The organism is Frisingicoccus caecimuris, from assembly GCF_004340975.1.
Taxonomy (GTDB): Bacteria; Bacillota; Clostridia; order Lachnospirales; family Lachnospiraceae; genus Frisingicoccus; species Frisingicoccus caecimuris.
Window position 1 is genome coordinate 237,790 of sequence record NZ_SLXA01000002.1, and the last position, 26,925, is coordinate 264,714.

The following is a 26,925-nucleotide window of genomic DNA, read 5'->3' on the forward strand; positions in this document are numbered from 1 at the left end:
TTCTTCCTTCACTCCTTCATTTTTCGGGGGCATCCTGTATTCCATAATCTCCGGGCAGGCGCGCACTGTCAGTCTTTGCGCGTTAAAGTTTTCATTCCCCAAATAAACAGTCCCAGAAATATCAGTGAATCGATCAGAAGTAATGTTGTCACATGCGTTGCAATATCGTGAACATACAGTACAGTAAACACTTCCACTGATAATATGACAAAGCAGAAAAAATTTGTCAAATAATCTGTGATCATTTCACCATAACACCATGTATATATCTGCAGTTTGTTCCGCAAATAAGGTCTGAATAATAAACGAATAACAATGCAGGCCAATGGATAGGCAAATATGAATATTTTACCAACTGCCGAACTGACCTCACCGCCGTTCCACTGAATAGGAATCTGATTCGGCAAAATGGGCCAGACAATCAACGCTGCCGCCAGACAGGCCGCCGTCAGAATTGCCCATACCAGAAAGCCGCCCCACATATAGAGAAAGCCCACCGTATCCAACCTGAAAATTTTCGGATTAGATTGCCAGTATGTTTCCAATTCCGGCACAAATGCTTCCACATCTAAATTTTCATAGCTTATTTTGCTATCGGCCAACATGCTCTGACAAATGATTTTCGCCTTCTCCAGATTCACCACCTGCTCGTCCAGCTTGTACATTTGTTCGCCAATGACGTCCCTCAAAGAAATCTCTTTCAAAATAATCCTGTGGATAGTTTCAATAGAAATGCCCAATGTTCGCAGATAGGCAATCTTCTTAATATCCTCCACATCCTTCTCCGTATACTCTCTATAGCCATTGCTTTCATTTCTAATAGGCTGAATCAACTTTTCCTTTTCATAAAACCGAATATTGGAACGGGCCAGTCCGGTTTTCTCTTCGACTTCTTTAATCGTCATTTCATCACCTTCTATCTTTTTACTTAGAATATAAGGCGTAAACAAGGTTTACAGTCAAGTTTATTTCAAACGTTATGTTTTTATCCCTGCCTATTTATTCTATCACACCTCTTAAAGATGTGCTACAATAGAAAAGCAACTTAAATTCTCGGGAAGTCAAAACGAATTACAGAATTTTTACAGGAGAGTTACATTATGCCAAATATCATAGAAATCACGGATTTTGAGGCGCCGGAACTGGATGTTTATGCCCGCCTTAATGAAAATCAATTACTGAACCGACACGAACCGGAAAAAGGACTCTTTATCGCCGAAAGCCCGAAAGTGATTGAACGGGCACTGGATGCGGGCTGTGTTCCGGTTTCCCTTTTATTGGAAAGAAAACATATTGAAGGACAGGCCCGTGACATTGTCGCCCGATGCGGTGACATTCCGGTCTATACTTCGGAATTCGAAGTTTTAACGAGGCTGACTGGTTTCAAGCTGACACGAGGCGTTCTGTGCGCTATGCGCCGCCCGCCCTTACCCTGTGTTGAAGACGTATGTAACGGCGCCCGCCGGATTGCCATCCTTGAAAATGTCATGAATCCCACCAATATCGGCGCTATTTTCCGCTCCGCGGCAGCTCTGAATATTGATGCCGTTCTGCTTACTCCGGCCAGCAGTAATCCACTGTACCGAAGGGCTATCCGGGTCAGCATGGGCACTGTCTTTCAAATACCATGGACCTATCTTGGCAGTGAAAACGAAGAATGGCCCCGGACAAGCGTCCGGTTTCTCCAAAAGCTCGGCTTTAAAACAGCCGCCATGGCCTTAAATGACAATTCCATCCCCATCGATGATCCCCGGCTCAAGGCTGAAGAAAAGCTGGCCATTATCCTCGGCACCGAGGGTGACGGTCTGGCATCATCCACCATTGCCGACTGCGATTATACCGTGCGTATCCCCATGTCCCATGGCGTGGATTCCCTAAACGTAGCCGCCGCCAGCGCAGTGGCCTTCTGGGAACTTGGCAGATAGGAAAAAATCTCAATTATTTCCGATTTAAAACGCTTTAATGGCCACTTTTATTACATTATCTCGTCGATTTTCAAACAAGTCATAAGCCTCCGCAATACGTTCAAGCGGATATGTATGGGTAATCAACGGTGTTGTATCAATCTGTCCCCCTTCGATCAACCGGAGTATTTCTTCACAGTCACAGCCATCGACTCCTCCTGTTTTAAAGGTCAGATTTTTTCCATACATATCCGGTAACGGCAGGCTTTGGGCTTCATCGTACAAAGCCACTACGGTTACAATGGCATTTGGTCTTGCACACTTCCAGGCCATCTGGAAAGTATCTTTTGCTCCGGCCACCTCCAATACCACATCTGCTCCACCGTGATCACTGTTGTCCTTCACGGACTGCATCAGATTTTCTGGTCCGACAACGCTCACATTCGGATAATGTTTTTCCACAAATTCTCTTCGAACAGGGTCCGTTTCGCATACAATAATCCGTTTTGGCTGTTTCAGCATGACGCACATTAACGTACAAATCCCTGTAGGTCCGGCGCCGATGATCAGTACCGTATCTTCCTGCCTGATCTCAGATATCCGGGCCGCCCAGAATCCCGTGGCAAGAATATCCCCCACAAACAATGCCTGCTCATCTGTCACAGCGTACGGAATCCGATTTAATCCCTGATCTGCATGGGGCACACGCACATATTCCGCCTGTCCGCCGTCTATTCGGCATCCCAGGGCCCAACCGCCATCCGGGTCCGTACAGTTATTCACATACCCGTTCTTGCAAAAGAAACATTCTCCACAAAAGGTTTCCACATTTACGGTGACACGATCTCCCGGCTTTACCCTTTTGACCCCATTCCCTACGCTCTCCACAACGCCAACCATCTCATGCCCCACTGTCACCCCGGGAACCGCCCTCGGCACCGAGCCGTGTTTGATATGCAGATCACTTGTACAGATGCTGGCCAGCGTCACCTTTACAATCGCATCCTTTGCATCCTGGAGCCTCGGCTTTGGCTTCTCCTGCAATTCAAATTTTCCATTTTCAACATATGTATAAGCCAACATGGTATCACATCCTTTTAATTTCTTCATTGACAAGTACAATTAATTATACGGTGGAATAATAGGAATAGCAATCTTTTTCAACGTTTCAGTCGTCTGCTGTCTCCGCCTGTCGGCAGGAATATTTTTTAATATGGGATTATTGAACCCCTTTATGGTATACGATATAATAAATTCCACACATCGATGAACGATTGCCCACAGAACATGAACTGAATGAAAAGGAGTGATTCTTCTAATGCGTTTAAGACAATATCAACCATCCGATTGCAAAATACTTGCAGAATTGTTTTATGACACCATCCACAAAATCAATATAAAAGACTATTCCGTTCAACAGGTCAATGCCTGGGCAGATGGAAATATTGACTTGAAGAAATGGAATGATTCGTTCTTATCCCACCATACAGTTATCGCCGAAATAAATACTGTCATTGTCGGTTTTGGCGATATTGATAAAACAGGCTATTTAGACCGCTTATATGTCCACCACAATTATCAACGCCTTGGAATTGCAGCTGCGCTGTGCGATGAATTAGAATGTTCTGTAAGCACTCCAAAAATTTTTACACACGCTTCCATTACTGCCCGGGGTTTTTTTGAAAAAAGGGGATATAAAGTCATCAACAAACAGCAGGTTCAACGACATAATGTCTTTCTCACAAATTATGTAATGGAATATCGGCGTCTGCCTTAAATTCTCCCGACACAGTCGAATCAAATCTACCAGTTGCCATAGATCTGCCGCTATTGTCCAAACCCATTCGTATCCAGATAAGATTGCTTCACAATAGTGATCGGCTCCCTTGACGGTTACCAGCCTAATGTGCAGCTCATTTCATGCCATTCTTCGCCGCCCCAGGTTGAATTGGCAATTCCACGGTCTGTAAATCCCATTTTTTGATACATCTTTACTTTTGACTTCAAACAGGTGAGGAAAATCTCTCGTCGGCCTTTTTCCCGCTCTCTTCTTAAATACTGATACACAAGTTCGCTTCCAAGCCCCTGTCTGCGATATTCAGGCAAGACATCCAGACCAAGCAGCATAATATTCCTGCCTCCCGGGTTATGCAGGCTGGCATCTGTAAAAAATTCATCCCTGAAATAATATTCGTCCGTAGCAATCCCATTTAAAAATCCGGCTATCTTTCCCGTTTCCTTATCAATCGCCACTAAAAACAATTCTGGCGCCGCTGCGATGCGCTCGATCATATTTCTCTCTGAACAAGCTTCATTTGGCGGAAAACAAATCTGCTCAATATCTGCTGCCTGTCCTTTTTCACTTTGTCTTATATTTCTAAATTCAAACCTCGATTTTTTATCCATATCCATGCAACCTTTCACTCTTGATTAGACAATATCCTTTTACATTCTTAATTATATTTATCTGGATAAAGCATTGTTATTTACATCTTTTTACACAAATAGCGGTATATAATCGCAGCGAATATATACTCTGCAACTGCAACACCGGCAAGAATACATACGATCAAAGTACCTGCACGTAATAGTGTGGCAATAAATGAAGCAATAAAACACGCCACCATAGTAATCGCCCATGATATGTATCCCGCACGATTACGAAGCTGTATCTTTCTTTCATCCTTTAAATTAATTTCCTGTTGGCGTATTTTTTTGCGATATACCTCTATATTTTCTGGTCTTGTATTGTGATAATACCTCACGAACTGCAAAATGGTACTAAAAATCAATGCAAACCCCATGGCAAAAATTATTGAGGAATAATAATCTTCTTGAATAGTAATTCCAATAATTGCTAAAGCTATACCAATAATGATATAAATTGCCAATATGATTTTATCACTCTTCTTCATGCTCCTTCTCCTCGTAAATAAATATTTCTTCGATACTCATGCCAAAATATCTGGCAAGTTTAAAAGCTAACAAAATGGACGGATTGTATCTTCCATTCTCCAAAGAACCAATGGTCTGTCTTGAAACCTCCATAGCAGACGCCAATTCTTCTTGCTTAATTCCCCTTTCCTTCCTTAATTCTTCTAATCTGTTTTTCATTGATACTTCTCCCATACCCTTTCTATGTACGGAAAGCTAGCTTTCCTTATCTTAAGTATACATGATTATAAGAAAATGTCAAGTTAACTTTCCATAAAAGGCAAAAAAATACCCTTACAGGTGCTTCCCAATCCGCCTTGTTGAGATGTTTATTAAACTTCCTCTGTGATTACATTATATAAAGGGAAGGGAATTTCTTCGTAGTTTACGAATAGATAGAGAAAAAGTCCTTTGAGAAGAAGATTATTCCTCTCTCAAAGGACTCGGCAAACCGCCGTTTTTGGGGGATTAAATATAAAATCCTCTACGTCAATCAAACTTTTCTGTCGGCACTTCGGACAATAAAGTAGAAAGTTTTTTAACTCCGCATCCGCCCGTAATTGTAATCTTGTTTTATTTCCGCAAACAGGGCAACGCAACCATTCTGAAATCACATTTTCCATATCCATTATCTCCCTGTCATTCTCAATTTTAATGCTGTTTTTTCGGGAGTGTCTTTGTGAGAATAAAAGAATAGACAATAGTAATTGCAAACAGTACAAACTGAAAAATAATACGCTTTTCTACCGTCAATCCTGCCTCGTTTGCGAAAATACTCGTGATGTTAATTGCGGAGTGGGTAATAATGCAGGGTAACAAACTACCGCCACGATCATAAAGAATGACAAACAGAAAACCAATCGCAATCGCTCCTGTAACTTGGAATAGGTTTTCTGCTATTCCTGCACCACTGCCATTAACCAAGTTTAGCAAATGTCCCAAACCAAATGTCACACTTGAAATGATAATCGCCGTTTTTATATTGTCTTTTGCAATCGCCTTGAACAGCAATCCTCTAAAAACCACTTCTTCCACAAAGCCAACGCAGAACATACAGATGATATAGCAGATTGTTTCAACCAACGTGAAGTTGACAGCCACTCCATTCCAAAAATTTCTCGTCATTAAAACAACCAAAGGAAGATAGTAAAGAAAATACCGAGCCGGAACGGGAGATTTGCATAGCCCGTACTGTTGCGACAAGCGATTTTTTGTAATAAAGCGCAGAAGAATAACGGCTTGCAAAACACAAAAAACGGCACTCGCAGAGTAATTAACACCAATAACCTGATTGAGTGGATTTGCCAAAGATTGCAACACACAATAGGTTCCTATACAGACCAGCGCAAAGGCCATCTCGCTTTTCTTATATAATTTTGTCATTCCATTTCCTCCTGTATGGCTAATATCGCACCTGCATATACTCGCCTCAAATGCGTCGCTATTAGTTTTTCATCATATTCTAATGAATTGTTGACAATGATACTGGCATATCCATGAACAAACAGGGCAAGCGTTATAAAAACCTCTTTTGTTTGCTCTATGCTCAAGTCCATAGTTTCCTGCATGGTAGAAATTATGGGTATGAGTTCCTCGGAGTTTACCATTTCAAGAAGGCTATTTTCAACGGCAAAACCAGATTGAAAAAGAAAGCGAAACAAATGCGGTTCTTCAACTGCAAAGCGGATATAGTTCAGTCCAATCCCTAACATGATGTCGTCCGAGTTTACATTCATCAGATATTCTGTGTGATACACGTCCGTCTTTGCATAGGCGGACTTTTTCAATTCTTCAATTGTTGCAAAATGGTACATAACAGGCTGTGTGGAACAGTTCAGTTTCTTCGCAACAGTCCTTGCATTGATATTTTCTACTCCTGTTTCACGGGCTACCTCAAAAGCAGCGTCAATAACCATATCTTTTGTGACTTTTACCTTTGGTGGCATGAGTACCTCCCTTTACAAAAAAATATTCATGTTATATAACATTAATTATATATGTACATTCAATGAATGTCAATAGGGCCAACTTGAAACGATCTCAAATAGAAATAAGAACAGGGCGAAGATACTTTTTTACGGTATCTTCGCCCTTTATCTTAGGTCTTGATATGTAACGCTTTTGGGTGTGTTTTCGCTGTTATATTGGGCGTTTTAAGCTCTGATTTCGGGTGGGTAATGTTTTTTTATATTACCTGCCCGATTTTTGCCCTTATAGGCGTTACATCTTATTTCGCCTGTCTTTTCTTGCTGAACAGAGCAATTCCAATAAACGCCATTGCAGAAGCAAGCATCAGAGTAATCCAAAGAACAAAGTTGCTGCTGTCGCCTGTTTGCGGTACATCTGTACCTGTTTCAGGATTTTTCTCGCCATCGTCCTTGCCATCAGGAGTTGTAGTCGTGTTGTCATCGCCATTATCCGGGTCGGGAGAAGTTACGGAAGCCGCCTTAATTTCAAATTCGGTACTTGCCTCTCCGTCAGCAGAAACGATAGTCAAAGTATGCTTACCTACTGTTAAGGTATTGATATAGTCGGCTTTCATAGTCACTTTCGTTGAACCGGAAACTGCTGTATAGTTTGCAGAATCAATTTCATTGCCGTCAACCTCAACTCTGAGGAATTTATCAAAATCAGCATTGGAGGTAAATGTTACATCGTTGCCTTTTGTAATCTGCTGACCTGTTCCCTGAATGATATTATAGGACGCATTTCCCGGTGCCGGAATTTCAACAGTATCCAATATATATCCGCAAACGGTACACTCTTTGTGCTTGCTGCCTTTTTCTGTTGCTGTTGCGGGCCTGTCAATTATCCAGTCACTTGCTGTATGAGCAGCCTCTGCTGTTCTCACATCTGCTTTCGTCTGTGTAGTGAAAGCAGTATTTGTAAATATTGCCGTATAGGTTGTCAGTTCAGGTAAGGTGCAGGTCTTATTCTGCGTTACTTGTGAAGAACTGTCAACGATTTCGGTTTCCTTATGGTTTGCATCATTACTGCATACTCGCTCGGCGGTGCAGGTAGTATTATCTGCCGACCATGTATATTGGGGAATACCCCAACTGTGACCTGCCGCTGAGCCGGAGATAAACGTAGCCGCTCCAGCTTTGCCGCAGACACAGGATTTGTAGTATGTTGCAGGACTGCTACAGTCTGCAGCACTCGCCAAGTATGCTTCAAAAGCAACTTCCTGATCATAGGTGTGTTCCGCATAACCGCTCTTTCCGCTATTTTCTGTAACCGGACAACCGTCCGTGCTGCACTCGTGCCAGTGATGAGTATTGTTATACGTATAGGTTGATTCCCAATAATGAGTATGTGTCGCTTCAATCTTCACACCGTCTGTGAAGCAGGTCTCATTTATAGAAACCACACCACTATTGACCGTTACATCCCCGCCGTTTTGATTTACAATCGTACCGCCGGTAACGGTAACGGTGCCACCATTTCCTGTCTGAATACCGCAAACAGGGCTATTCAAAGTAATATTACCGCCAGTAATGATAATAGGAGAATCGCTATTGCTACCAATTGCCGGTCCTTTAGCCGCAATAGCGGTTACCGTACCTCCGTTAATCGTGATACTTTTAAAGTTTTCACCAATAGCACCGTTATCACTCGCAGTATTTGTCGAAGTGGCGTTGACACTACCACCGTTTATGATTAGGCTACCGCCTTGCATTTGCAGTCCGGCTTCCCACTGCTCACCTGTGGCATTAAATGTTCCCGTACCGTTTTCCTGCCCCCAAATAATCAAGGTATCTTTAGCACTTGCTGTACCGGTCATTAGAGAGGTGAGTGTTGCACCGTCTGCCAAAATCAGGTTTACTGTACCGATAAATTTTCTATACTGTCCAATCGTGGCGGATTCCGTCACAATATACCAGGTTTCCTGTCCGCTAATACCGATATTTTCATCTATCATGCCGGATAGAACAGTTGCTTCAACCGGAGTCTGTGCAACGCCGCCGGCATCCACATAAGGGAATCTTTGGGATAAAGCCAAATGCAACGTACTACCTTTTTGTATGCTGTAATCCTGCAAAGTGTTACCATCTTCAAGTTGTTTTCCAGCAAAAATCAATCTCTGCTGATCTGGTGGTATTCCCTCTTTATCTTGAATTTTAGCCTTTATATCCTCTATTCTGTCTGTCGGCTCAACCTCAAGGGTAATATGTTTTCCAGTTAAAGTTTTTACAAATATCTGCATCGCAAGCACCGGCTCGCCTTGCGGTCCAGCCAGTGCTTCTCGCACAGCATTGTACCGGTCTAAATTCAGCCGATAGTGCTCCTCTGTGGGAATGGTACCAATGGCATTAGAAATCCCTTGCATGGTTTCATCCATAGCGTCCGCATTCTCAACAGATAGGGTTTCGGGGTCTGGTAAGCCATCAATCAGCGCATTAACTTCCTCAACTTTAGCAGTCAAAATTGCTGCACATTGAGTGCAAGTAGACTGAGGTTCATTGTGGATTTCGCACATTTCTACAGGCTCTGTTTCGCCATCCACTGCAAACGCTGTCGTCGGCATTAGTCCTATCATAAGGCAGACTGCCAATAATAAACTTAAAAATCTTTTTTTCATAATATCGCTTCTTCCCTCGTTTTCCGATAATTGTTTATTCTCATTCATTGATGAGCAAAAAGAAACAGGCGCATCTTGTCCTCATGCAAACCACGGGTGAAAAACGCCTAATATATTCTTTGTATAGCAGAAAAGGACAGCGCTATGCTCTGTCTGTCTGAATTGTACCGCTGATTCTCATATTGTCAAGTCCTTTTTAGAATATTTCTATGAATTATCTGCGTTATATTTACGCATAAATATATAAATATAAGTATCAATTTTCTTTCATATTACGAAAAAAAGATGTAAAAATCTTTTTACAATGCCCTAAAAATAGGAATTTACCAACTCTACAAACACCTATTTGTATTCCTGTTTGTTTAAGAACCAGATAATTATATATGGCATTTTAGGAAACCTTTCTCTGATGTCATCATCAGAAACTCCCCCAATCGCTCTTACTAACTCTTTACTCCACAATTAAATCTTCTAAAAATCAGCTTCCCTCTAATGGCACGATCATCTCATACATCACCGTGTGCTGTTCATCCACATCCATATTCAGATGATAATGCCCGCAGTACCATCGTGTGTACTGTAATTTTTCCTCCAACTTATCAAAATAATCTGTGAGTATATCTTCCTCATATAATTTGACAGAATTTCCTCCACCCAAATGTCTTTCCAATTTATCTTGCAACTTTGAAGACAGACAATGTGAGATCACATAGTCAACCTTGTAATGCACCTTTTCAAGATTTCTTATTCCTTCCTGCATCTCTTCCTCTGTCGGCAGTTCCTGCTCCCACCAGGAGATTCTTTTTACGCGGTAAGGTAGTCCTGCTTTATTCGCAGCAACACGTCTTTCTGTATAATCAGAATCATCAATATCCAGAATTCCACCTTGTACATCGTGGCTGGAAGCTCCGCCAAATGTAAAGAACTTCTTCCCTTCTATTTGGAAAACCTGGCCACGTTCCAGATAGATAATCTTATCGCGAAGGATATGTCTTACTTTGCCACCATGCCATTCTTCCAGATCGTATTCCTCTATCATGTCATAGTTCTCGTGATTCCCTGCCACCCAGAGAATCTGAAATGGTAACCTCGACATCCAATCAAGATTATATTTCAGCGTCTTGTCATTCTTACTCCAGAGCAAACCAAAATCACCACAGATAATTACCATATCGTTTTCTGTCAGTTCAAAGGGCAGTCGATTACGTTGCTTCTTAGTAAAACGTCTAAAATCTGCATGTGTATCGCCTGTAATATAAATCATATTTTACTTCACCTCTTTATCATTTTCCCATTATAAAAATGACTTCCCGCAATTGATATAATATTGGTTCTAAAACAAATGTTGGGGCGGAATTAAAAATTAATTCCGCCCCAACATTTGTTTTAGAACCAATAGCTATACCATACAAAAGGCCATTTTTATTTATCAAGGCTTTTCATCGTCGGGATTTCCAGTTCACCTGATTTATAAGTCTGCATTAGCCTGTATAACCTCACTTTATCGCCATATCCAATGCTTTCTGATTTCATAACCCTACTTAAGCCTTTGCCGACCTTGTTCCGATTGGCTTAACTTTTGGCTTATGTGGCTTAAAGCGCCGGGGACGTGATGTTTTGCTGTGGGCTTTTCTTAAAATACAAATCCAACCCCGCAAACTCGTCCTTTTTCAGTTCTTTCGTAACATCAGCATAGATATTCAGCGTGGTTGAAATATCGGCGTGTCCCAGCGCATCCTGAATGACCTTGATATTAACTCCGGCTTCACACATCCGGGTCGTGAATGTGTGCCGCAGGGAATGACAGCTAAAATGCGGCAGTAACACCGGCTCCGCTTCTTCCCTCAAAAGCACTTCATCATTGCAATCCCGAATAATGCGGCGGATTGCTTTATTCAAGGTACCCTGATGCTGTGTAGCGCCGAAACGGTTCACAAAGATAAAATCCGTGTAGCCGTCAATCGTCACCGCACAATGAATATCGTTCGCTTCCTGATACTCTCGTTCTTGGATAAATGCGTCCCGCACAAAGTCCAGCATCGTCACCTGCCGTGTACCGGCTTTTGTCTTGGGCGTATTCACATTGAAGTAGCAGCCCTTTTTCCCCTCGGTTTCCCGGTGGTCATAATAGACAAGCGTATGGTTTACATCAACCAGACCTTCTTCTAAATCAATATCGCACCAGCGCAGCCCGGTCACTTCCCCTACCCGCAGCCCGGTTCCTACCATCACGGCAATAATCGGATACCAATGATTATAGGTGTGATTCCTTTGAAGAAAATCCAGAAGAAGTTCCTGCTCCGGTTTCGTCAATCCTCTGCGCTTCTCCGTCTTGAAAATGTGGGATTGCTTCAATTCTTTCAGCACATTGTCAGAGGGATTGACACGAAGATACGCATCGTCCACCGCCATATCCAACACCTGATGCAGTACGGTATGCACACTGTCAATCGTGGATACCTGCAAACCTCGTTCATCAGCCAGCGTATTGTAGAACCGTTTCGCATCCGATTTTTTCAAGGAAGATACTCTTGTCTTTCCAAAATCAGGACGCACAAACATATTATACATATACTGGTAGTTCTGAAACGTATTGTCTTTCAGTCCACGCTTCAACTGCCGCCACATATCAAACACATCGTTGACCGTCACATAGCGGGCTTCTGCCTTAATGCCGTCGCATTTATCTTTCTGGATTTCTTCTTCTTTCTCACGAAGCAATTCCAGCGTTTTGGCATAAACCCTGCGCCGTGTTCCGCTCCTGTCAGTCCAGCGATATTCATAGGTTCCGTTGGGGCGCTGTCCTTCTCCTGTCCGAAGAACGATTCTGTCTTTGTCTTTTCTTTTAGTCTGTCCTTTTCCTGCCATATTCGGCTCCTTTCTGCACAAACAGGAAAAGGCAATACCCTGATTATATTGTATCAGAGTATCGCCCCTTTGTGAAGTACCGTTTTTACCCAAAAAGTACCGTTCCGTATTTCCTGTATTTGTGCTGTAATATCTATGTCAATTCAGTTCGCATTGTCAGATAGAGTACATCTTTTCTGTGTATTCGTCCAGCTTCTTTCTCTTAATCAGCCGCTTGGAACCAATCCACAAAACAAATTGGCATTGTTCATTATCTGACAACTTCCTGAGCTTATTGATACCAATGCCTGAATAAGCCGCAGCTTCTTCCAGCGTCAGATTGCTCTTTTCCCAAATAGGGATTTCTTTCATAGGCATTTACCTCCATCATTAAAATATGCCCGACAAGGGAATGTCAGGCGGGTGTGCGGCGCAGGCTGTCTCCATGTCAACCAAACCGTGTCAACCGGCAGAAAAGACTTTGAAAACAATCCGCAGGCGCTCTATGATTACTTTTTACTTTTTCTTTGATTTCTTGGTTGACATGGTTGTCAAAGGGGAGAAATGCCCCAAATATCAGGCTTTTCCCCGTCAACCGGCGGTATTTTCAGAATGGCAGTTCCATCTGCCGGGCTTCTTCCTCCGTGATCTCCCGAAAACCGCCCCCCGGCGGGGCTTGGTTGACACGCTCCCAGCCCTTTTGTGAACCGTATTTCTTATACCGCTTTGGGCTTTTGTAGGCTGTCCAGCCCTGTATGCTGCCGTTTGCAATGCCGGTATTCATAATCTCGCAGATTGCCCGTGTCTCCCAGTCTGCCGGGGCGTTTAGGTTCCCCAGCGCTTCCTCATAAAGCTGCTTGGAGCATACCCGCTCGCCGGTGTAGTCCTCCAGATAGGCGTAGATCATGCCCGCCTGCGTGTCCTCCTGCATAAAATCCTGCTGGTGGGCGTTCAGGTAGAGGTTCATTTCCGCACTAAATGACAGCTTGTAGTTCCCGCTGCGGTAAACCGTCATGGCTTCCGCCCACATCTGGTCGATATATGCCCTCGCCTCAGCTTCGTCGTCCAGTATGTGAACCTCCGCCCGTTCCGGGTACACCGTCACGGGGAGAAAGCGCCGGTTGCCGGTGCGGTCACGGGGCAGAAAGTCCTGCCGGTTGGTCGTCCCTCCGAACACGCATTGCCGCAGCCGGTCTGCCGGGTGTGTCTCATACGGCACTTTGTAGGTTTCTTTCTGTCGGCTTAAAAATGACTTGATTTCCTCAATGCTCTTGGCGTTGGCTGTGGCAATCATCTCCGACATCTCGATAATCCAATGACCTTGCAGCTTGCGATACACGTTTTCGTCGTCCAGCTTCTTCAAATCGTCTGAAAACCATTCGTCCCTGCCTGCCAGCAGCCGGAAAAAGGTGGATTTCCCGGCTCCCTGACCGCCGACCAGACAGAGCATGACCTCAAACTTGCTCCCCGGCCTGAATACCCGCTGGATGGCTCCCGTCAGGAACAGTTTCAGGGCTTCATAGGTGTATTCGTCCGTATCGGCTCCCAGAAAGTGATGCAGGGCGTAACGGATGCGCTCTGTGCCGTCCCATTGCAGGCTGTCCAGGTAATCCTTGATCGGGTGGTACCTGTTTTCGTTGGCAACGATCTTGATGGCGTTCTGCACCTTTTTCTCGCTGGTAAGCCCGTAGTTTTCTTCCAGATACAAAAGCAGGTAGTTCATATCCATGTCGGTCAGCGTTTCGCTGGTGCGCTCCCAGCCCAGCGGCTTCACAATATCGACCTGCTCCGTCAAAAGGTTCAGGCGCAGCGTCCCACGAAACAGCGGGTCACGCTGGAACACCGTCAGGCAGTTTCGGATGCTGTTTTTCACGCTGCCTTTCTGCGTCCCCTCCAATGTCTCCCGGATTTCCGCCGGGGTCTGCGCCGGTTCCATTGCGTCCATCGCCCTTTTGACCGCTTCCTGCGTTTCCGGCGGCAAGCTCTGAAATTCGCTGTTCAAGCCGCATCACCTCCCTTCCCTGTGCGGCGACCAGCGCCGTTTTTTCTTCCATTTCTCCGTATAGCAAAATATCCAAAAGGTACTCCGTGTAGCTTATCCTCTGCAACGCTTCCACGAAAAGGGGATGCCAGACGGCATCCTGCGGCTGTGGGGCGTATGCTGTTTTCCAATGTTCCAGCAGGCGCAGATAATCGCATAGCACCCGGAAACAATACCGTTCCGTTTCCTGAAATCTCTGCTCCGCTGACTTTTGCTGGGGCGGCGGCCTGCACCGTTTCCTGTCCGGCAGGGTTTTATCGTCATAAACGATTGAAAAGTCCTCCGCAAGCCTGACCGCCGCTTCCCGTTTCCCCAGTCCATGCAGCGAAGCGGCAAAGTCGATCACGTCCCCGGAAGCCCCGCAGCCGAAGCAGTAAAAACGGCTGTCCACTTTCATGCTGGGCGTGCGGTCATTGTGGAACGGACAGCAGGCCATGCCTTTTCTCCCCACCCGGATTCCATAGAATGAAGCAGCCTGCTGGGTGGTGACAGACTGTTTCACCGCTTCAAATACAATAAACTTCCCCGGTGCAAGCACTCAAACGCCACATGGGCGTTTGCCTCCTGCTCCGCAGGAGCGGGGTATTAGCCCCAACCTCGCTACGCTCGGTGCTAGTTTGTACGCCCCAAGGGGCGGGGAATGTACCCACTCTCATTCAAATGCTCCCTCCAATCAATTTTCTGTTTTATAGCTCCATATCCCGCTTTTTCTTTTGCGGCTCCTGCGCCGGTTCCCGCCGCTGCAATACCCGGTCAACGTGGTACTGTACCCGGCGGATTTTCATCAAATCCTCCCGCAGCGGCTTGTATTGTGGAGACAGTTCGGTGTATTCCCGTTGCAGCCGGTCATACTCCTGTTTCCATGCGTTTAAGGGAACCGGCTTCCCGCCTAAGTTCTCTTTCAAAATCCTGCGGGCGGTGTAGAACAGCCGCAGGTCTGCGTCATGGGCGGTTTCAAATTTCTCCCGCTGCTTTTTCCACTTAATACTGTTCAGTTCGTCATAGACCGGCTTTAGCCGCTTGTAGTTCTCGCCCTGCCGTATCAGTTCCTGCAATTCTTTCATCCTGGCGGATTTTGCTTTCATGCTACTGCTCAATGCGTCAAACTCTGCCCTGACCGCAGACAGGCAGCTTTCCAGCTCGTCCAGCGAAAGGATTTTGTTCTCTATCAGGTAATTGACGATTTCCGAAAATTCTTTCAGATTTCTACCTCTGGCTTTCTGGCTGTACGCCCCGGCGTTCCTGTCCTCATAGTAGGCAATCAGCAGGTCGACAAGACTCGGCGTCTTTGGCTTGGAAAGTTCTTCCCTAACCTCCGCAATCCAGCCGAACAAAGAGTTGATTTTCTTCTTAATGTCCAGCATGAACCGGTTGGTCGCCCGAATCCAGCGGTTCAGTTCTCCCTTGTCGGTGCGGATGCCCTTTGCTTCCATCTTTCGGACAGTCGGCCCCTCATGGACGGCGGGAATCAGGTCAAGCCCCTGCCGCACATAGGAGCGGTGGTCGATACGCACGTCCAACCCCTTTTCCTCAAATCTTTCATTCACCATCCGGCACCACGCTTCCCGCCATGCTTCCAGCGTTTCCGGCCTGCCCCAGTCGGTAGTGGGAACGGCGTTGAACAGGGGCTTGCCGTCCTGATCCAGCACCGGCTTTCCATCATCGTCAAGGAGATATTCCCGGCGCTGCTTCTGTCCCCATGTGCCGTCCGGCTCGATGGGGCGCATGATCGTCATTACATGGAAATGCGGGTTGGGGATGCCGCCGTCCTCCTTGTCCGGGTCATGGATGGCAAGGTCGGCTACCATGCCTTTGCTGACAAAGTTCCGCCGCACAAATTCCCTTGCCATCTCGATATTTTCTTCTAGCGAAAACTCATTCTGCAAGGCAATGTCAAAGCTGTACGCAAGCTGCGCTTTCGGGTGCTTCTCCACCATCTCCACCGTGTTCCACAAGGTCGCCCGGTCTTGGTACTCCAGCGGCGCATGAGGCGGCAGGAGAATTTCAGAACAGATCACGCCGCCCTTTCGGGTGTAGTCGTTATCTTCTCCGTAGTAATCGCTGTAAAGCCGTTCCCCGGCCCGGTAGGCTGCGGCGGCAACGGCGCTCTGCCCGGCGCTGCGTTTGATCTGATCGACAGAAAAATGATACAGCGCGATAGTCAGTCACCGTCCTTTTCGCTGGCGAGCGGCTGGCTTTGCCGCTCAACAAACAGACGCACCATGTTCTGAACCGGCTGCCACTCGGAAATGCGTTCCATCAGGGAATAAAATTCCTGCTCGGTCAGTATCTTCACTTCCGGCATGACGCTCTCAACCGCCGCCCCACGGGTAATGAGCCGGTGGTTCCGCTGCTTGCGGGAGCCGCTTTCCAGATAGGCTTTCCGGTTTTCCAGACGGCGCAGCTTCCGCTTCTCCTGTTCCAGCCTGGCGGTGCCATCCTCGTATTCTTTTTGCAATTCTTCTAAAGATTTGTCCATGTTCTCCGTTTCGCCCCTTCGGCGGGAACGCTTGGAGAGATACTTCGGACACTCGATCACAACTGCCCGGCAGCTCTGTTTGCAGGGGTGGCGGCACTTCCGGCACAATTCATTATAAGTGACACGGTTCCGCTCATTTAAGAAGAACGCCAGCTCCAACCGGCACTTCTTGCTCATTCTCGGCATTTTCTGGCTCCTTTCCCCGTTTCCATGCGGTGTACGCAATTAGACAGATTTGGTGTAGTATTTCGGTATCATTTTCAAGGATTTTCCCCTCTGTATGCCCCTTAAAACAGAGCTGCAGTAGTCCAGACAGGGGAAGATACCGTATGCTCATTTGTTGTCTTTCGGTAGCGTTTCAGTACCCTTTTCCATCCAGTCAAAAAACGCTTTCTTGCTTACCTTGATAAGCCTGCCGCTCCGAAACGCTGGAAATCCGGGCGTATGAACCAGCTCGTAGGCGCTCACTCTGGAAATTCCCATAATGCGCCGGATGTCCGCCACGTCCAGAACCAGCGGCAGATTGTCATAGTTGTTCAGTCTCTTGTTATCGCTCATTTTGTTCCTCCCATACTTAAAAATCAGTGTTTCTGCTTCCTGTTGCCGTTCTATCCAAAAGCCGTTATCCTTAAAAGCCACACTTCTGCGGCGCCCCATTCCTGCGGCGTATCCCTGCATTGGTGCGCTAGATGCGTCACTTCTCCTGCCGGTCATATCCCTTTTGGACGGTCATTCACTTGTCAAGGTACCGCTTGGCACTAAATTACCATGTGCAATTATCATAGCGACCTTCACTTGACAAATCAATACTTCTGCGATACCATATGTGTAACAGATTAACCTTGATTATAAAATTACCATAAGCAAAGGCAGGGAAACAGGATGGAGATAGGATTTGAGCGGCATGAGCCATGTTATGACCGGGTTGTGTTTGTCCTGACGCTGGACAGGAAGAAAATGAAAGAGCGTATTGTTGTAGGGAAAGAGCTGGAAGCCCGTTCCCGCCTGAATGGATATATGGATGCGGATGTGTTGATTGATGTGACACGCCCGCTGGGAACTTTCCTTGCGGAGTTTGAGCATGACCCGGACGGGGAATGGAACCGCTTTGGGCTGGCTCCGCTGCGGGAATCCCTGCACTCGAACCGCTGGAAGCAGCCAGAATTAGAGCAGGCCGCAGGCGATTTTCTGCGAAAAAAGTTTGACAGCGGCGACCCGCTGCGGATGTATGTCGCCTTTCGGATTTGGAACGGTTATCTGCTGGCAAGGGAGCCCCGAAACAGGGCGGAAGCCTGTGACCGCTTCATGGGAAAAATGAGCCATTTCACGATGGCGTTCCAGCAGAAAAGCCCGTTGCAATTTGACAGCGACACGGGCAGGCCGCAGCCCTTTTCCATTACCAGCCGGGTGTTCGGCTCGGTGCCGTCTAATGATACCCGGCTCGACCTATGGTTTCCGGACAATAAGCGCATGACGGAGAGCGTCAGCGCCTATTCCTCCCTCTATCCATTGATAACCTATTACCTGAACCGGCTAAACGATTGGGGGCTGTGCTTCCGAAAATGTAAAGTCTGCAGGCGTATCTTCCTTGCGAAAAGCCAGCGGTATGAGCTGTGCGGCGACAAGTGCCGGAAGAAGCAGGCGCTCCAAAATAAACGGGAGTTTGACGAGAGGGCAAGGGAAAATAATTACGATTTGCTTTATAAAAATGAGTGCCAGAACTGGCGCAACAAAATCAATAAGGCAAAGAAAACAGCGGGCTTCCCCGCTGACCGGCTGGAAGAAATGCCGACCGCTTTTGAAGCGTTCAAGAAAGAAGCGTTGCAACGGAAAAAGGCTGTGAAAGAAAGAACAGCCAACCCGAAAGAATTTACGGATTGGCTGTATCAGCAGAGCGATATTATTATCAAACTTTGTGAACTTTGATTACAAAATAATCCATTTTCCCTTTTGGCTGGAACCTTCTCTTTTAATTACACCGGATTTTTTCATAGACTCCATATAATACTTTACTGTACTATATTTCTCTCCAATAATATCGGCAATTTTTTTCTGAGACAACATAGGTTCCATCTCAATCACTTTCAAAATACGAGCCGCTACGGAATTATCATCAGCTTGGTTAGTTTGGGAAGCAGCTTGGTTAGTACCTTGGTCAGTGTAACTAACCAAGCTCTTGAACATAACCATAATATCCTCACGCTTAATCGTATATTCGGGCATAGGATTTCCGGCTTCCTTGCAGCTTTCTTTAATTTTTTCAATTCCACGTCCCCATGCCTCAATAAAACCAGCTCTGAAAAACGTATTTGCAATCAACGGATTATATGGTCTTGACCGATGCTTCCCCATCAGATCGTCGAGCGTCCAATCCTCTGGGAAAATGCAATCATTCGCAATATAAAGCCTATCTGCATACACGCTAATTTGTATAGGAATCAATGCTCCATAGAATTTATGCGCGATCGCGTTAAAAACAGCCTCCCTGATTGCATCCTTGGGGAAAGGATAGGTTTCTATCCTCGTTACTCCCCTATAGGAAATATCTGCTTTCAAATATTTTGTAAAAATAAGATCAACCACTCGGTTTGCCTGTGATATTAGAGAGCCATGAATTTCATCCTGATACCGCAACTCAGAATCCGATTCAAAATATCCAATCTTAACATAGGCTCCAGGTATCCACTTTTCCGGATTGTGATGAAAAAGTAAAATAGCAGCCCTTTTCAGTTGACCATTTTCAAGCAAATTAAGGCTGTCAAGCAGTTGCTTGTTTGTAGCGTCAACATCTTTGCGATCCATTCGTTTGCTGAGTATTGCTTGTTCCCGAAAAATATCAAAGCTATCATTTCTCAAATCCTGCATCGTTACACCCTGAACCGGCACACTGTCCCATGTAATTCCAGTCTTTTTCAACAAAAATTGATTAAGTGCCTGCCCTTTTAGCTGTTGTTTAGTGCTACCGCTCCGATAGTGATATTCTCCCTTATAATTAACAGGATAACTATTCGGATTCACGCAAATTTCAATATAGTCCTTCCCATCTTCTGCCAGCAAATTCACATCTACAATAATACCAAGAACATCTCGTACTTTGTTCGGAATATCCTCCATCAGCTTTTTGCTATCTTGTACGCCGATTACTGTACCATCATCATTTGTGCCAATATAAATTTTCCCACCTTGTGCGTTTGCAAAACCACATATCCATTTAAGATATTCGTCCCGCCAAGATTCTTTCCATTCAACATTTTGGCTCTCCGCCACCGACATACACCTCCTTAGATATTCCCTTCCGCAATGTCTCGTGTAATGCTATAATATGACAATACATCAAGAATTTCTTTATCTGTACATTCATAATCTCCTTCCTTAAACTTATTTAAAGAAATAATAGACTTAGCAATCTCTAATTTTTCAGCAGGAAGTGAACAGAATTTTGTCCACCACTCATTTGCCAAATCACAATCTTCACTCGAATGGTTTTGGTATCTATCTGCAAGCCGTTCTCTCAATTTTTTATCATATTTTCTCCTATATATAATAAAAGTTTCTGGCATCCACAAAATTTTATAAAATTCGTCCAAATCACGTCCAAAAGCTTCTTCAAAAAATTCAACGCCTTTTCCTATTTTCCCTTTTGTAGAGTTCAAAACTGCCTGCACCGCACGAATGAATTTTCTATTCCAATGTTCCCCTAAATAATCTCTGTTCTTAAAATATTCCGGATTGCTAATTGGATGATATTTCATTGGAAATGAATATATTGTAACGCCTAGCTCTTCGCAAAGGTCAACATTGATTCTCATTCGATAATACAGTTCTTTGGGTTCATCCTCAAAATTATAAAGAAGATAATTTGATAATTCCATTATGCCATACTTTGCCGCTCTTTTTACAGCCGCAATATAAACATCTCTCTGTTCATAATGGTCAAATGCTATACGTAACGGTCTAATATTTATTTCTGAAAGTTTTTTCATTCTTTTGTCTGTTGCCAGTCTTGCATCTAATCCTTGATTAAAATCAATATACCTTGCTCTCTTAGATTTATGAAAAAGCTTGTCATACAAAGGTCTAACTGTTTCATCGAACGTACATATCTCCTCACATGTTGCCGTTTCCACATATAGAAGCCCACGTTCTTCTCTCCATAAATAAAATTCACCAGATTCATCCTCTGGTAGTTTCTCCGCAATTTTATCATAAAGTTTTATTATCTTTTTAATATATGCCCTAAGATTATAGCCCGCCTTCAAATTTTTTATAGCAACGTCATATTCATTTGGCGGAATATATGTGGCTCCTTTTCCAAAACCACACTCTTTAATTTCGTCAATTATTTGCTCAAAACAATTAGACGCAAATACATTATTATCCATCAATAACAAATCTTTCTGTGCGCCAAAATGTTCATCAACATATTCAACCTGATGCTTTATCCCTATATAATTTTTATATTGCGGCTCCAGTGTTTTCACAGCGCAAAACGCGCAATTACGTGGACATCCTCTTGTCATATATCCAAAATAAGCATTATGTGCCGGATATTCGTAATCAACTTCTTCTAGAATTGAATAATCTAATGGCAACTCATCTATAATATCAGTATTACCTTCATCAAGATCACCTTCTTTATCAAGAAGACCTATATGTGGTTTGATTCCAGTTTCCTCATATATATAGTCTGGAAGTATAGTAGATGCAATACCGCCAACGAGCATTTTCCCTTCTGCTTTACAAAAGTTTTTGGCATAATTTATCGTGTCTACCGTTTGCTTCCAATAAAATGTAAAGAGCGTTGTTACTCCCACAACATCAAATTGCGGAAATTCTTTATTTTTGTATTTTTGGCGATATGTTTTAATTATCTCTTCATATTTGCTTCCTCGAAAATCAGGAATCGCATCAAGAGAGGAATATTTTCCAACTTTAATATATTCAATAAGTTTAGGAAAATATTTTCCAAGAGAAAGTTCTCCTATTTCTGAACAAAACTCTTCACAGAGCAACTGCGCTGCAAATTTTTTTAAGTCGCCTTTAAAAAAGCGCACATCATCGTTACATCGCCGATAATATGTCGCAATTTTCATCAATCCCATAGGCGGATACTTATTTTTATAATTAGGCTCGATTAATAACACCTTACGATTCATTGTAGCTCATCCTCTATTTTCCGGATTATCCTTTCAGCAGTCTTCTCGTCAGTGGCTGCCACAATAATTCCAAATATTTTAGAAATCAGCTTTCGTTCGCTTTTATTATATGCAGACAATTTATCTACACGCCGACTTGTCAAAGCAGACTGTTTAGACTCTTTAATCGGCTTTTTTATCTTCACTGTTTCTCGTTGTCCCCGCTCTTTTTCAATACGCGTAATAACTTGCCCAACTACGGAATTCGGTTCATTTTCTGTCTTTGTTTTCTTCTTTTCAATTTCATTGGCTGCCCTTTTTGCTGTTTCTTTTGCTTTTTCAACTTCCGCAAGTGCGCTCTGAAAATGATTTTCGTCTACAAAATCTCCTCGCTCTTTTTTCTCTTGTAATTCAGCCTCTTTCTTTTTATAGCTGTCAATTTTACTAAACGCACTGTTAATTGCAGAACCTTCATAATATATCTTAGAAAGTTCTCCATTAAAATATTGACGCATTTCTCTTTCAAATTCCATGCGAGTAACATTTTCATTGAAATAATCTCGTTGCGAATTAGGTATTAAGTCCTTTGAAACAGCAAAAACCTCGCCAACAAAATAGTGATGACCTCGGTCTTCCTTAAATAGTTTCTGAAGGGCATCTTCACTACCAATCTGGATGTTTTCTTTACGCAAACGCAGCCCTCTCATTTTACATTCTTTAGATATTACAGCTTTAAAATGAGATACCCCTATCCATAGCCACGCCAATAAATTGTTATGTGAATCATATATTTCTTTAAATGCAAGATTAAAAACCTCATCTTCACCTTTGCTGGTTTTAAATGTGGTTTTATATTTCTTAAATATCGGTTCTCCATTTAAAAAAATATTGTATTCATCAATATTACATCCAATTTCTTTTGCATGTTTATATACCTCGGTACGAAAAATAAAGGTGTTTTGATAAGGAACCGGCGCAACAAAAGAAAGGTACTCTTTTATTTGAGCAAAATCCAGTAAATCCGTATTTTCATCATTTATTCCTATCATTTCCACTTTAAACCAATGTGATTCCTTATCTCCCGTATTCTTTGAATCAAATTCATAGATACTACTAAGCACTTCACTAGCAGTATATTTTTTCCCATTTTCACTTGCAGTTATTAATTCACGCATCTTGATTGCATCACATCGCATAATGGAAATAGTATTTTCGCCTTCTGCCGTGGACGTGAAAACAAGTTCTTTACAATATGCAAGGCCACAAAGACGCCCTATACCACGAAATCCTTTATCCTCGCCAAGCTTCTTATCCGAATTTGCGATATCAGCAAGAGTCTTTTCAAAATCCGCCTCACAAATACCTGTAGCATTGTCCTCTATGCTGATGGTACGTTTATCTGCATCAAGCCATATATCAATGCGACCACTTCCCAAATCACTCAGACTGTTCGGATTGCCCGGATGTAAAAGTCCCATACCATAAGCCTTGTCAATCTGATCACAAGCATTCTGAATGTACTCACGATATATAACTTTGGAATCTTGATACATTCCTGTGGTTAAATTTTCCAGTATATTTGCGCCAAAAATATATTCTCTCATTGTCTTGGCCCTCATTTCTTAAATTGCTTATAGATTGGTTTTGGAAACCGTATTTTCAACAAAGATCGGAAAATTGGATTCTGAATGAGATAATCTCCCTGTTCCAATCGTGTAAGCATATTTTTGTATGTGCTTGGTAAACTACCATAATCTTTTGTTGATGTTTCTATAGAATTTGTTCTTCCATAAGCATGTGTAGAACAATTTCCTGTAACTCTCTGATGAATGTTAGAGCGAAATTGCTCTGCCCCAAATAAAACCACTCCCAGAGAACGACCTCTTTCTGTAACATCAAGTATCTCTCGCAAAATAGGCGAGGACTTCGGTGTATCTTTAGAAGCATATTTGTTCAACTCATCAATAAAAACAATAATACGAGAGGGAGGATTTATTCCGTTCTCGCCATCATATTCCCCAAGTTTAAGATTATAAATAGTACGCACAGCATCTCCAAATACAAATGCCTGCTTATCCTCTGGAAGTTTTGCAACATCAATAACGTAAACGTCATTATTGGAAATGTGCTTAATTGCATCAGCAAGCCGACATTCGTGTCTACTACTATCTGCACGATTCGCAAACATATCATCGTTTTTTGTTGCCTTATTAACAATACGTTTAAATTTGCGCCAACTTAATACAGATATTTCATTAGAAGTGCGCTGTGTTCCCCTTCCCTGCGTCTGTGACTTTTGTGATAATTCGTCAACTTTCTCTCTAAAGCCTTCCCATGTATTTACCTGACCACCTCCAAAATCAGGATCGGTAGTATCAATTATCTTGCTTATAATTGCCTCCATAGTCTGCTGAGAATCATCTACATCTGCAAACAACATTTCCAAACTTTCTTTATCATCCTCATACGAATACTTAAATTTCTGGAGTTGTCCTTCTCTAATATATTCTTCTATATCTTCTTTAGGCAAATATGTACTCTGCTTTGCAGAAGAATTACTGGAATAAGGAATAAAATATTTGACTTTCTTAAACGGTTCTGTACTTAAACCCAAATCTTTATATTCCTGGTAAACTCTCTCCTTTTCTCCCTCACTATCATCTTTAAAATCATTAGGACTATGAATAGCCATTAAATCTTTTCCCTTGACATTAAAAATCACAAAAGCAACACTTTCCTCGCTATCCACAGGCATTTTTAAATATTGTTCTTGAACAGCCTTCATCAAAAACATTGCATACGAAGTTTTCGATGCCAAACCAGAAATACCAGAAATATTGAGATGGGCGCCCTCTGGTCCAAGAATAAACTTAGAATTCAAATTCACTGGAAGTGTAATTTCTTCCGATGTACCTTCGTACATTTTTAGCGAACCACACACAAGCGGATTTTGAATTTTATCCAACCCAAGTGCCATAATTATTTCATCCGCAGACGCTAAATATACTGGTGCATTATTATGCACCGGCGTATAAAGATTTTTGCTGTTATATGAAACTGAGGCTTCCACATAATTCATACCAACTCTAAGTGTGGGTTCATCCACAGTAACATCCCCATAATCGCTTGATATAAAACTTGTCAGAAAACTTTGTGCATCAGTAATATGGGAAATGTTTTCTATTACACCGAAAGAATACGAATCATCAATATGCTTAATTTTTACAATATCAAACGCATGTAGTTTCAAGTCCGCATCTGTCCAGAATGTAAATTTGTCCATAGTTGTCGGCACTTTTTCAGTCGCTATGATTCTTCCTATAGGATTTTTCATGTTCCCCCTCCTCAAAATAAATGCAAAAAACTTTCTGCACTAAGATATCTTGATTTGACGTATGCTTCTGTAAGATAGATCGGATATAAATGATTCGCCCACCGCAAATCCGAACCATAACATACAGGATTTCTCTCATTAATAAGATAAGCGCTCAACTGATCGACAAGTGCACTATCAATTCCATCCTCAATTTCTTCTTGTGTAACCAGTATCTTCTCGACTTTAATAATCCCATCAAACGGTGTCCGTGTACGTTTCTTATCTCTAATCCTTATATACCATACTGCAAACTCTGTATCTCCAAACCAATCCGGATTTTTAAAACAGGCCACCGGAGTTCTATGATATAAAGGTAAATCTGCAATAAAACCTGGGTTTGGTTTTCCACTAATATCCACACAAACTTCTGGATTAAAATTTTTGGAAACACCAAGAACCCAATTATAATTGTTTTTAAAAATCTGGTACTTTCTTTTATCTGCCTTATCTTCTTTCGTGGGACGATATTCTAAAGATCCATCTTTTACAAGATAATTGTCCTGATTTAATTTCCCTTCTCTTACCAATTCAGCTACCAGTTCCTTTTCTCGTTGTGACATCCTATCTTGAATACATGCCGTACCAAGATCCTCAAACTTCTTTTCCGCATTCTTTGCAGTACGATACGGAATAATCGTTGCAAATTCAATTCCAAGTCGCTTTAATTCTGGTGATTCATTCAGTTTTCGGGCGGTTGCAGGAAAAAAGCCTGCTTTCCCGTCTGCATTTGCAATATCTGGAATCGAAAGAACAAATTCTCTCTTAAACTTCTCTGGAATCATACGTTTATTCTCTCTTTTGCAACACCCTACACCTATCTGCCCGGCAACAACAGGATATATTACGCTTCGTCCTCCAGATTTTGTATATGCTATATCATCAACTTTAAAAACTCTGCGAGAACCGTCCAAAAAGTATGTAAGTAACTGCTCTTCTCTTGCAGACAACTTCTTACTTAATGTTTCTAAAGGCACATACTTTCTGTTCGACTTATTGGTTTCTGCTGTTTTCTTCCATACAATAGAATCTTCTCCATAATCGATAAACGGTCTATCCGCATGATCAAGACCATACTTATGGGCTTTATAACTCTTACCTCCTGTTGCTTCTGCCAATATAGACATTATTTTATCGGGCATTTTCTTCATCCTCCGGTTGAATAAATTCCAGAATATCGTTTGGCGTAACATCAAGTGCTTCGCAGATGCTTTCCACTTTATCAAGCGCAATATACTTTCCCGTCTTGATTTTTTTGATTATATTTGCAGAAATATTCGCCTCTTTCATTAGTTTAGCATTTGTAATGTCCTTCTCTATCATAAGGTGCAACAATTTCTTATAACTAACAGCCATAGCATACCTCCACACAAATTTCCAAAACAATAGTATCACATAACTGTGAATTTATCAACAGTTGTATTGGAATAGTAAGCTATGCGAACAAAAAATCCATAAAATACAAGAACAGGACAGGCACTCCACAAATGCTGTGAAATGTCTGTCCTGTACTGTTTGCAATTTCAGAGTATCGCCTTTCCAGCGTGACTTAAATCTTTTTCTGCACAAATTCCCGCATTGATTGGCTTAAGGTTGGCTTAAAGGCTTAATTTCCGCTCGGCTTTTCAAC

Annotated in this window: 26 protein-coding genes; 3 read left to right on the forward strand and 23 right to left on the reverse strand. The window is 43.0% G+C overall.

Annotated features, from left to right (window positions below; translation table 11 throughout):
* Positions 1–68: 68 nt before the first annotated feature.
* Positions 69–905 (reverse strand): MerR family transcriptional regulator, encoded by an 837-nt coding sequence (locus EV212_RS03595; protein WP_132088977.1) that lies wholly within the window; start codon positions 903–905, stop codon positions 69–71.
* Positions 906–1,100: 195 nt separating this feature from the next.
* Between EV212_RS03595 and EV212_RS03600 the strand changes: the two genes are divergently transcribed.
* Positions 1,101–1,925: a TrmH family RNA methyltransferase gene (locus tag EV212_RS03600; RefSeq protein ID WP_132088980.1), complete on the forward strand. Its 825-nt coding sequence runs from the start codon at positions 1,101–1,103 to the stop codon at positions 1,923–1,925.
* Between the two features lie 24 nt (positions 1,926–1,949).
* Here EV212_RS03600 and EV212_RS03605 read toward each other — a convergent pair whose 3' ends face one another.
* The gene (locus EV212_RS03605) at positions 1,950–2,987 is read right to left on the reverse strand and encodes an alcohol dehydrogenase (protein ID WP_132088983.1); all 1,038 of its coding nucleotides are present in this window, start codon (positions 2,985–2,987) and stop codon (positions 1,950–1,952) included.
* A 235-nt stretch (positions 2,988–3,222) separates the two neighbouring features.
* On the opposite strand from EV212_RS03605, the gene EV212_RS03610 reads away from it, so the two are divergent.
* On the forward strand, positions 3,223–3,681 hold the full coding sequence (locus EV212_RS03610; protein ID WP_132088985.1) for a GNAT family N-acetyltransferase: 459 nt from the start codon (positions 3,223–3,225) through the stop codon (positions 3,679–3,681).
* A gap of 116 nt (positions 3,682–3,797) precedes the next feature.
* On the opposite strand, the gene EV212_RS03615 is transcribed toward EV212_RS03610, so the two are convergent.
* The 15 genes from EV212_RS03615 to EV212_RS03685 all read right to left on the reverse strand — a co-directional run bounded on the left by EV212_RS03615 (position 3,798) and on the right by EV212_RS03685 (position 17,345).
* A complete protein-coding gene (locus EV212_RS03615) occupies positions 3,798–4,310 on the reverse strand; it encodes a GNAT family N-acetyltransferase (RefSeq protein ID WP_132088988.1) in 513 nt (170 codons plus the stop codon).
* 80 nt (positions 4,311–4,390) lie between these two features.
* Entirely contained in the window at positions 4,391–4,819 is a 429-nt protein-coding gene (locus EV212_RS03620) for a hypothetical protein (protein WP_132088990.1), read from the reverse strand.
* On the reverse strand, positions 4,806–5,018 hold the full coding sequence (locus EV212_RS03625) for a helix-turn-helix transcriptional regulator (protein ID WP_132088993.1): 213 nt from the start codon (positions 5,016–5,018) through the stop codon (positions 4,806–4,808). Before EV212_RS03625 ends, EV212_RS03620 begins: the two co-directional genes overlap by 14 nt.
* A 254-nt stretch (positions 5,019–5,272) precedes the next feature.
* Positions 5,273–5,461 (reverse strand): cysteine-rich KTR domain-containing protein, encoded by a 189-nt coding sequence (locus EV212_RS03630; RefSeq protein ID WP_132088996.1) that lies wholly within the window; start codon positions 5,459–5,461, stop codon positions 5,273–5,275.
* Between the two features lie 28 nt (positions 5,462–5,489).
* Positions 5,490–6,221 carry a CPBP family intramembrane glutamic endopeptidase gene (locus EV212_RS03635; protein ID WP_132088998.1) on the reverse strand — a complete coding sequence of 244 codons (732 nt, stop codon included), beginning with the start codon at positions 6,219–6,221 and terminating at the stop codon, positions 5,490–5,492.
* On the reverse strand, positions 6,218–6,784 hold the full coding sequence (locus EV212_RS03640) for a TetR/AcrR family transcriptional regulator (protein WP_132089001.1): 567 nt from the start codon (positions 6,782–6,784) through the stop codon (positions 6,218–6,220). The genes EV212_RS03635 and EV212_RS03640 overlap by 4 nt, the downstream gene beginning before the upstream one ends.
* 281 nt (positions 6,785–7,065) lie before the next feature.
* A complete protein-coding gene (locus EV212_RS13645; RefSeq protein WP_243115443.1) occupies positions 7,066–9,468 on the reverse strand; it encodes a ubiquitin-like protein in 2,403 nt (800 codons plus the stop codon).
* Positions 9,469–9,898: 430 nt separating this feature from the next.
* Positions 9,899–10,684, reverse strand: a complete 786-nt coding sequence (locus EV212_RS03650; RefSeq protein ID WP_132089004.1) for a metallophosphoesterase family protein — start codon at positions 10,682–10,684, stop codon at positions 9,899–9,901.
* A 329-nt stretch (positions 10,685–11,013) separates the two neighbouring features.
* Positions 11,014–12,288 carry a tyrosine-type recombinase/integrase gene (locus EV212_RS03655; protein WP_132089008.1) on the reverse strand — a complete coding sequence of 425 codons (1,275 nt, stop codon included), beginning with the start codon at positions 12,286–12,288 and terminating at the stop codon, positions 11,014–11,016.
* 156 nt (positions 12,289–12,444) lie between these two features.
* Positions 12,445–12,639 (reverse strand): excisionase, encoded by a 195-nt coding sequence (locus tag EV212_RS03660; RefSeq protein ID WP_207669057.1) that lies wholly within the window; start codon positions 12,637–12,639, stop codon positions 12,445–12,447.
* A gap of 235 nt (positions 12,640–12,874) precedes the next feature.
* Complete coding sequence (locus EV212_RS03665) at positions 12,875–14,212, reverse strand: virulence-associated E family protein (RefSeq protein WP_132089014.1); 1,338 nt, start codon at positions 14,210–14,212, stop codon at positions 12,875–12,877.
* Positions 14,097–14,846 (reverse strand): CHC2 zinc finger domain-containing protein, encoded by a 750-nt coding sequence (locus EV212_RS03670; RefSeq protein ID WP_257591915.1) that lies wholly within the window; start codon positions 14,844–14,846, stop codon positions 14,097–14,099. The genes EV212_RS03665 and EV212_RS03670 overlap by 116 nt, the downstream gene beginning before the upstream one ends.
* 148 nt (positions 14,847–14,994) lie before the next feature.
* A complete protein-coding gene (gene mobQ / locus EV212_RS03675) occupies positions 14,995–16,467 on the reverse strand; it encodes a MobQ family relaxase (protein ID WP_132089017.1) in 1,473 nt (490 codons plus the stop codon).
* Positions 16,468–16,469: 2 nt separating this feature from the next.
* A complete protein-coding gene (locus tag EV212_RS13855; RefSeq protein WP_132089289.1) occupies positions 16,470–16,787 on the reverse strand; it encodes a DUF3847 domain-containing protein in 318 nt (105 codons plus the stop codon).
* 333 nt (positions 16,788–17,120) lie between these two features.
* Positions 17,121–17,345, reverse strand: a complete 225-nt coding sequence (locus tag EV212_RS03685; protein WP_132089292.1) for a helix-turn-helix domain-containing protein — start codon at positions 17,343–17,345, stop codon at positions 17,121–17,123.
* A 324-nt stretch (positions 17,346–17,669) separates the two neighbouring features.
* Between EV212_RS03685 and EV212_RS03690 the strand changes: the two genes are divergently transcribed.
* A complete protein-coding gene (locus tag EV212_RS03690) occupies positions 17,670–18,713 on the forward strand; it encodes a hypothetical protein (RefSeq protein WP_132089020.1) in 1,044 nt (347 codons plus the stop codon).
* Here EV212_RS03690 and EV212_RS03695 read toward each other — a convergent pair whose 3' ends face one another.
* The 6 genes from EV212_RS03695 to EV212_RS03720 are packed head-to-tail and all read right to left on the reverse strand — an operon-like array spanning position 18,714 to position 26,651.
* On the reverse strand, positions 18,714–20,060 hold the full coding sequence (locus EV212_RS03695; protein WP_306812169.1) for an ATP-binding protein: 1,347 nt from the start codon (positions 20,058–20,060) through the stop codon (positions 18,714–18,716).
* Between the two features lie 8 nt (positions 20,061–20,068).
* The gene (locus EV212_RS03700) at positions 20,069–21,943 is read right to left on the reverse strand and encodes a hypothetical protein (RefSeq protein ID WP_132089025.1); all 1,875 of its coding nucleotides are present in this window, start codon (positions 21,941–21,943) and stop codon (positions 20,069–20,071) included.
* Positions 21,940–23,526: an ATP-binding protein gene (locus EV212_RS03705; RefSeq protein WP_132089028.1), complete on the reverse strand. Its 1,587-nt coding sequence runs from the start codon at positions 23,524–23,526 to the stop codon at positions 21,940–21,942. Before EV212_RS03705 ends, EV212_RS03700 begins: the two co-directional genes overlap by 4 nt.
* An 11-nt stretch (positions 23,527–23,537) precedes the next feature.
* Complete coding sequence (locus EV212_RS03710; RefSeq protein ID WP_132089031.1) at positions 23,538–25,256, reverse strand: ATP-binding protein; 1,719 nt, start codon at positions 25,254–25,256, stop codon at positions 23,538–23,540.
* Between the two features lie 11 nt (positions 25,257–25,267).
* Positions 25,268–26,437 carry a hypothetical protein gene (locus EV212_RS03715; RefSeq protein ID WP_243115445.1) on the reverse strand — a complete coding sequence of 390 codons (1,170 nt, stop codon included), beginning with the start codon at positions 26,435–26,437 and terminating at the stop codon, positions 25,268–25,270.
* The gene (locus tag EV212_RS03720; protein WP_132089037.1) at positions 26,427–26,651 is read right to left on the reverse strand and encodes a helix-turn-helix domain-containing protein; all 225 of its coding nucleotides are present in this window, start codon (positions 26,649–26,651) and stop codon (positions 26,427–26,429) included. The genes EV212_RS03715 and EV212_RS03720 overlap by 11 nt, the downstream gene beginning before the upstream one ends.
* Positions 26,652–26,925 lie beyond the last annotated feature (274 nt).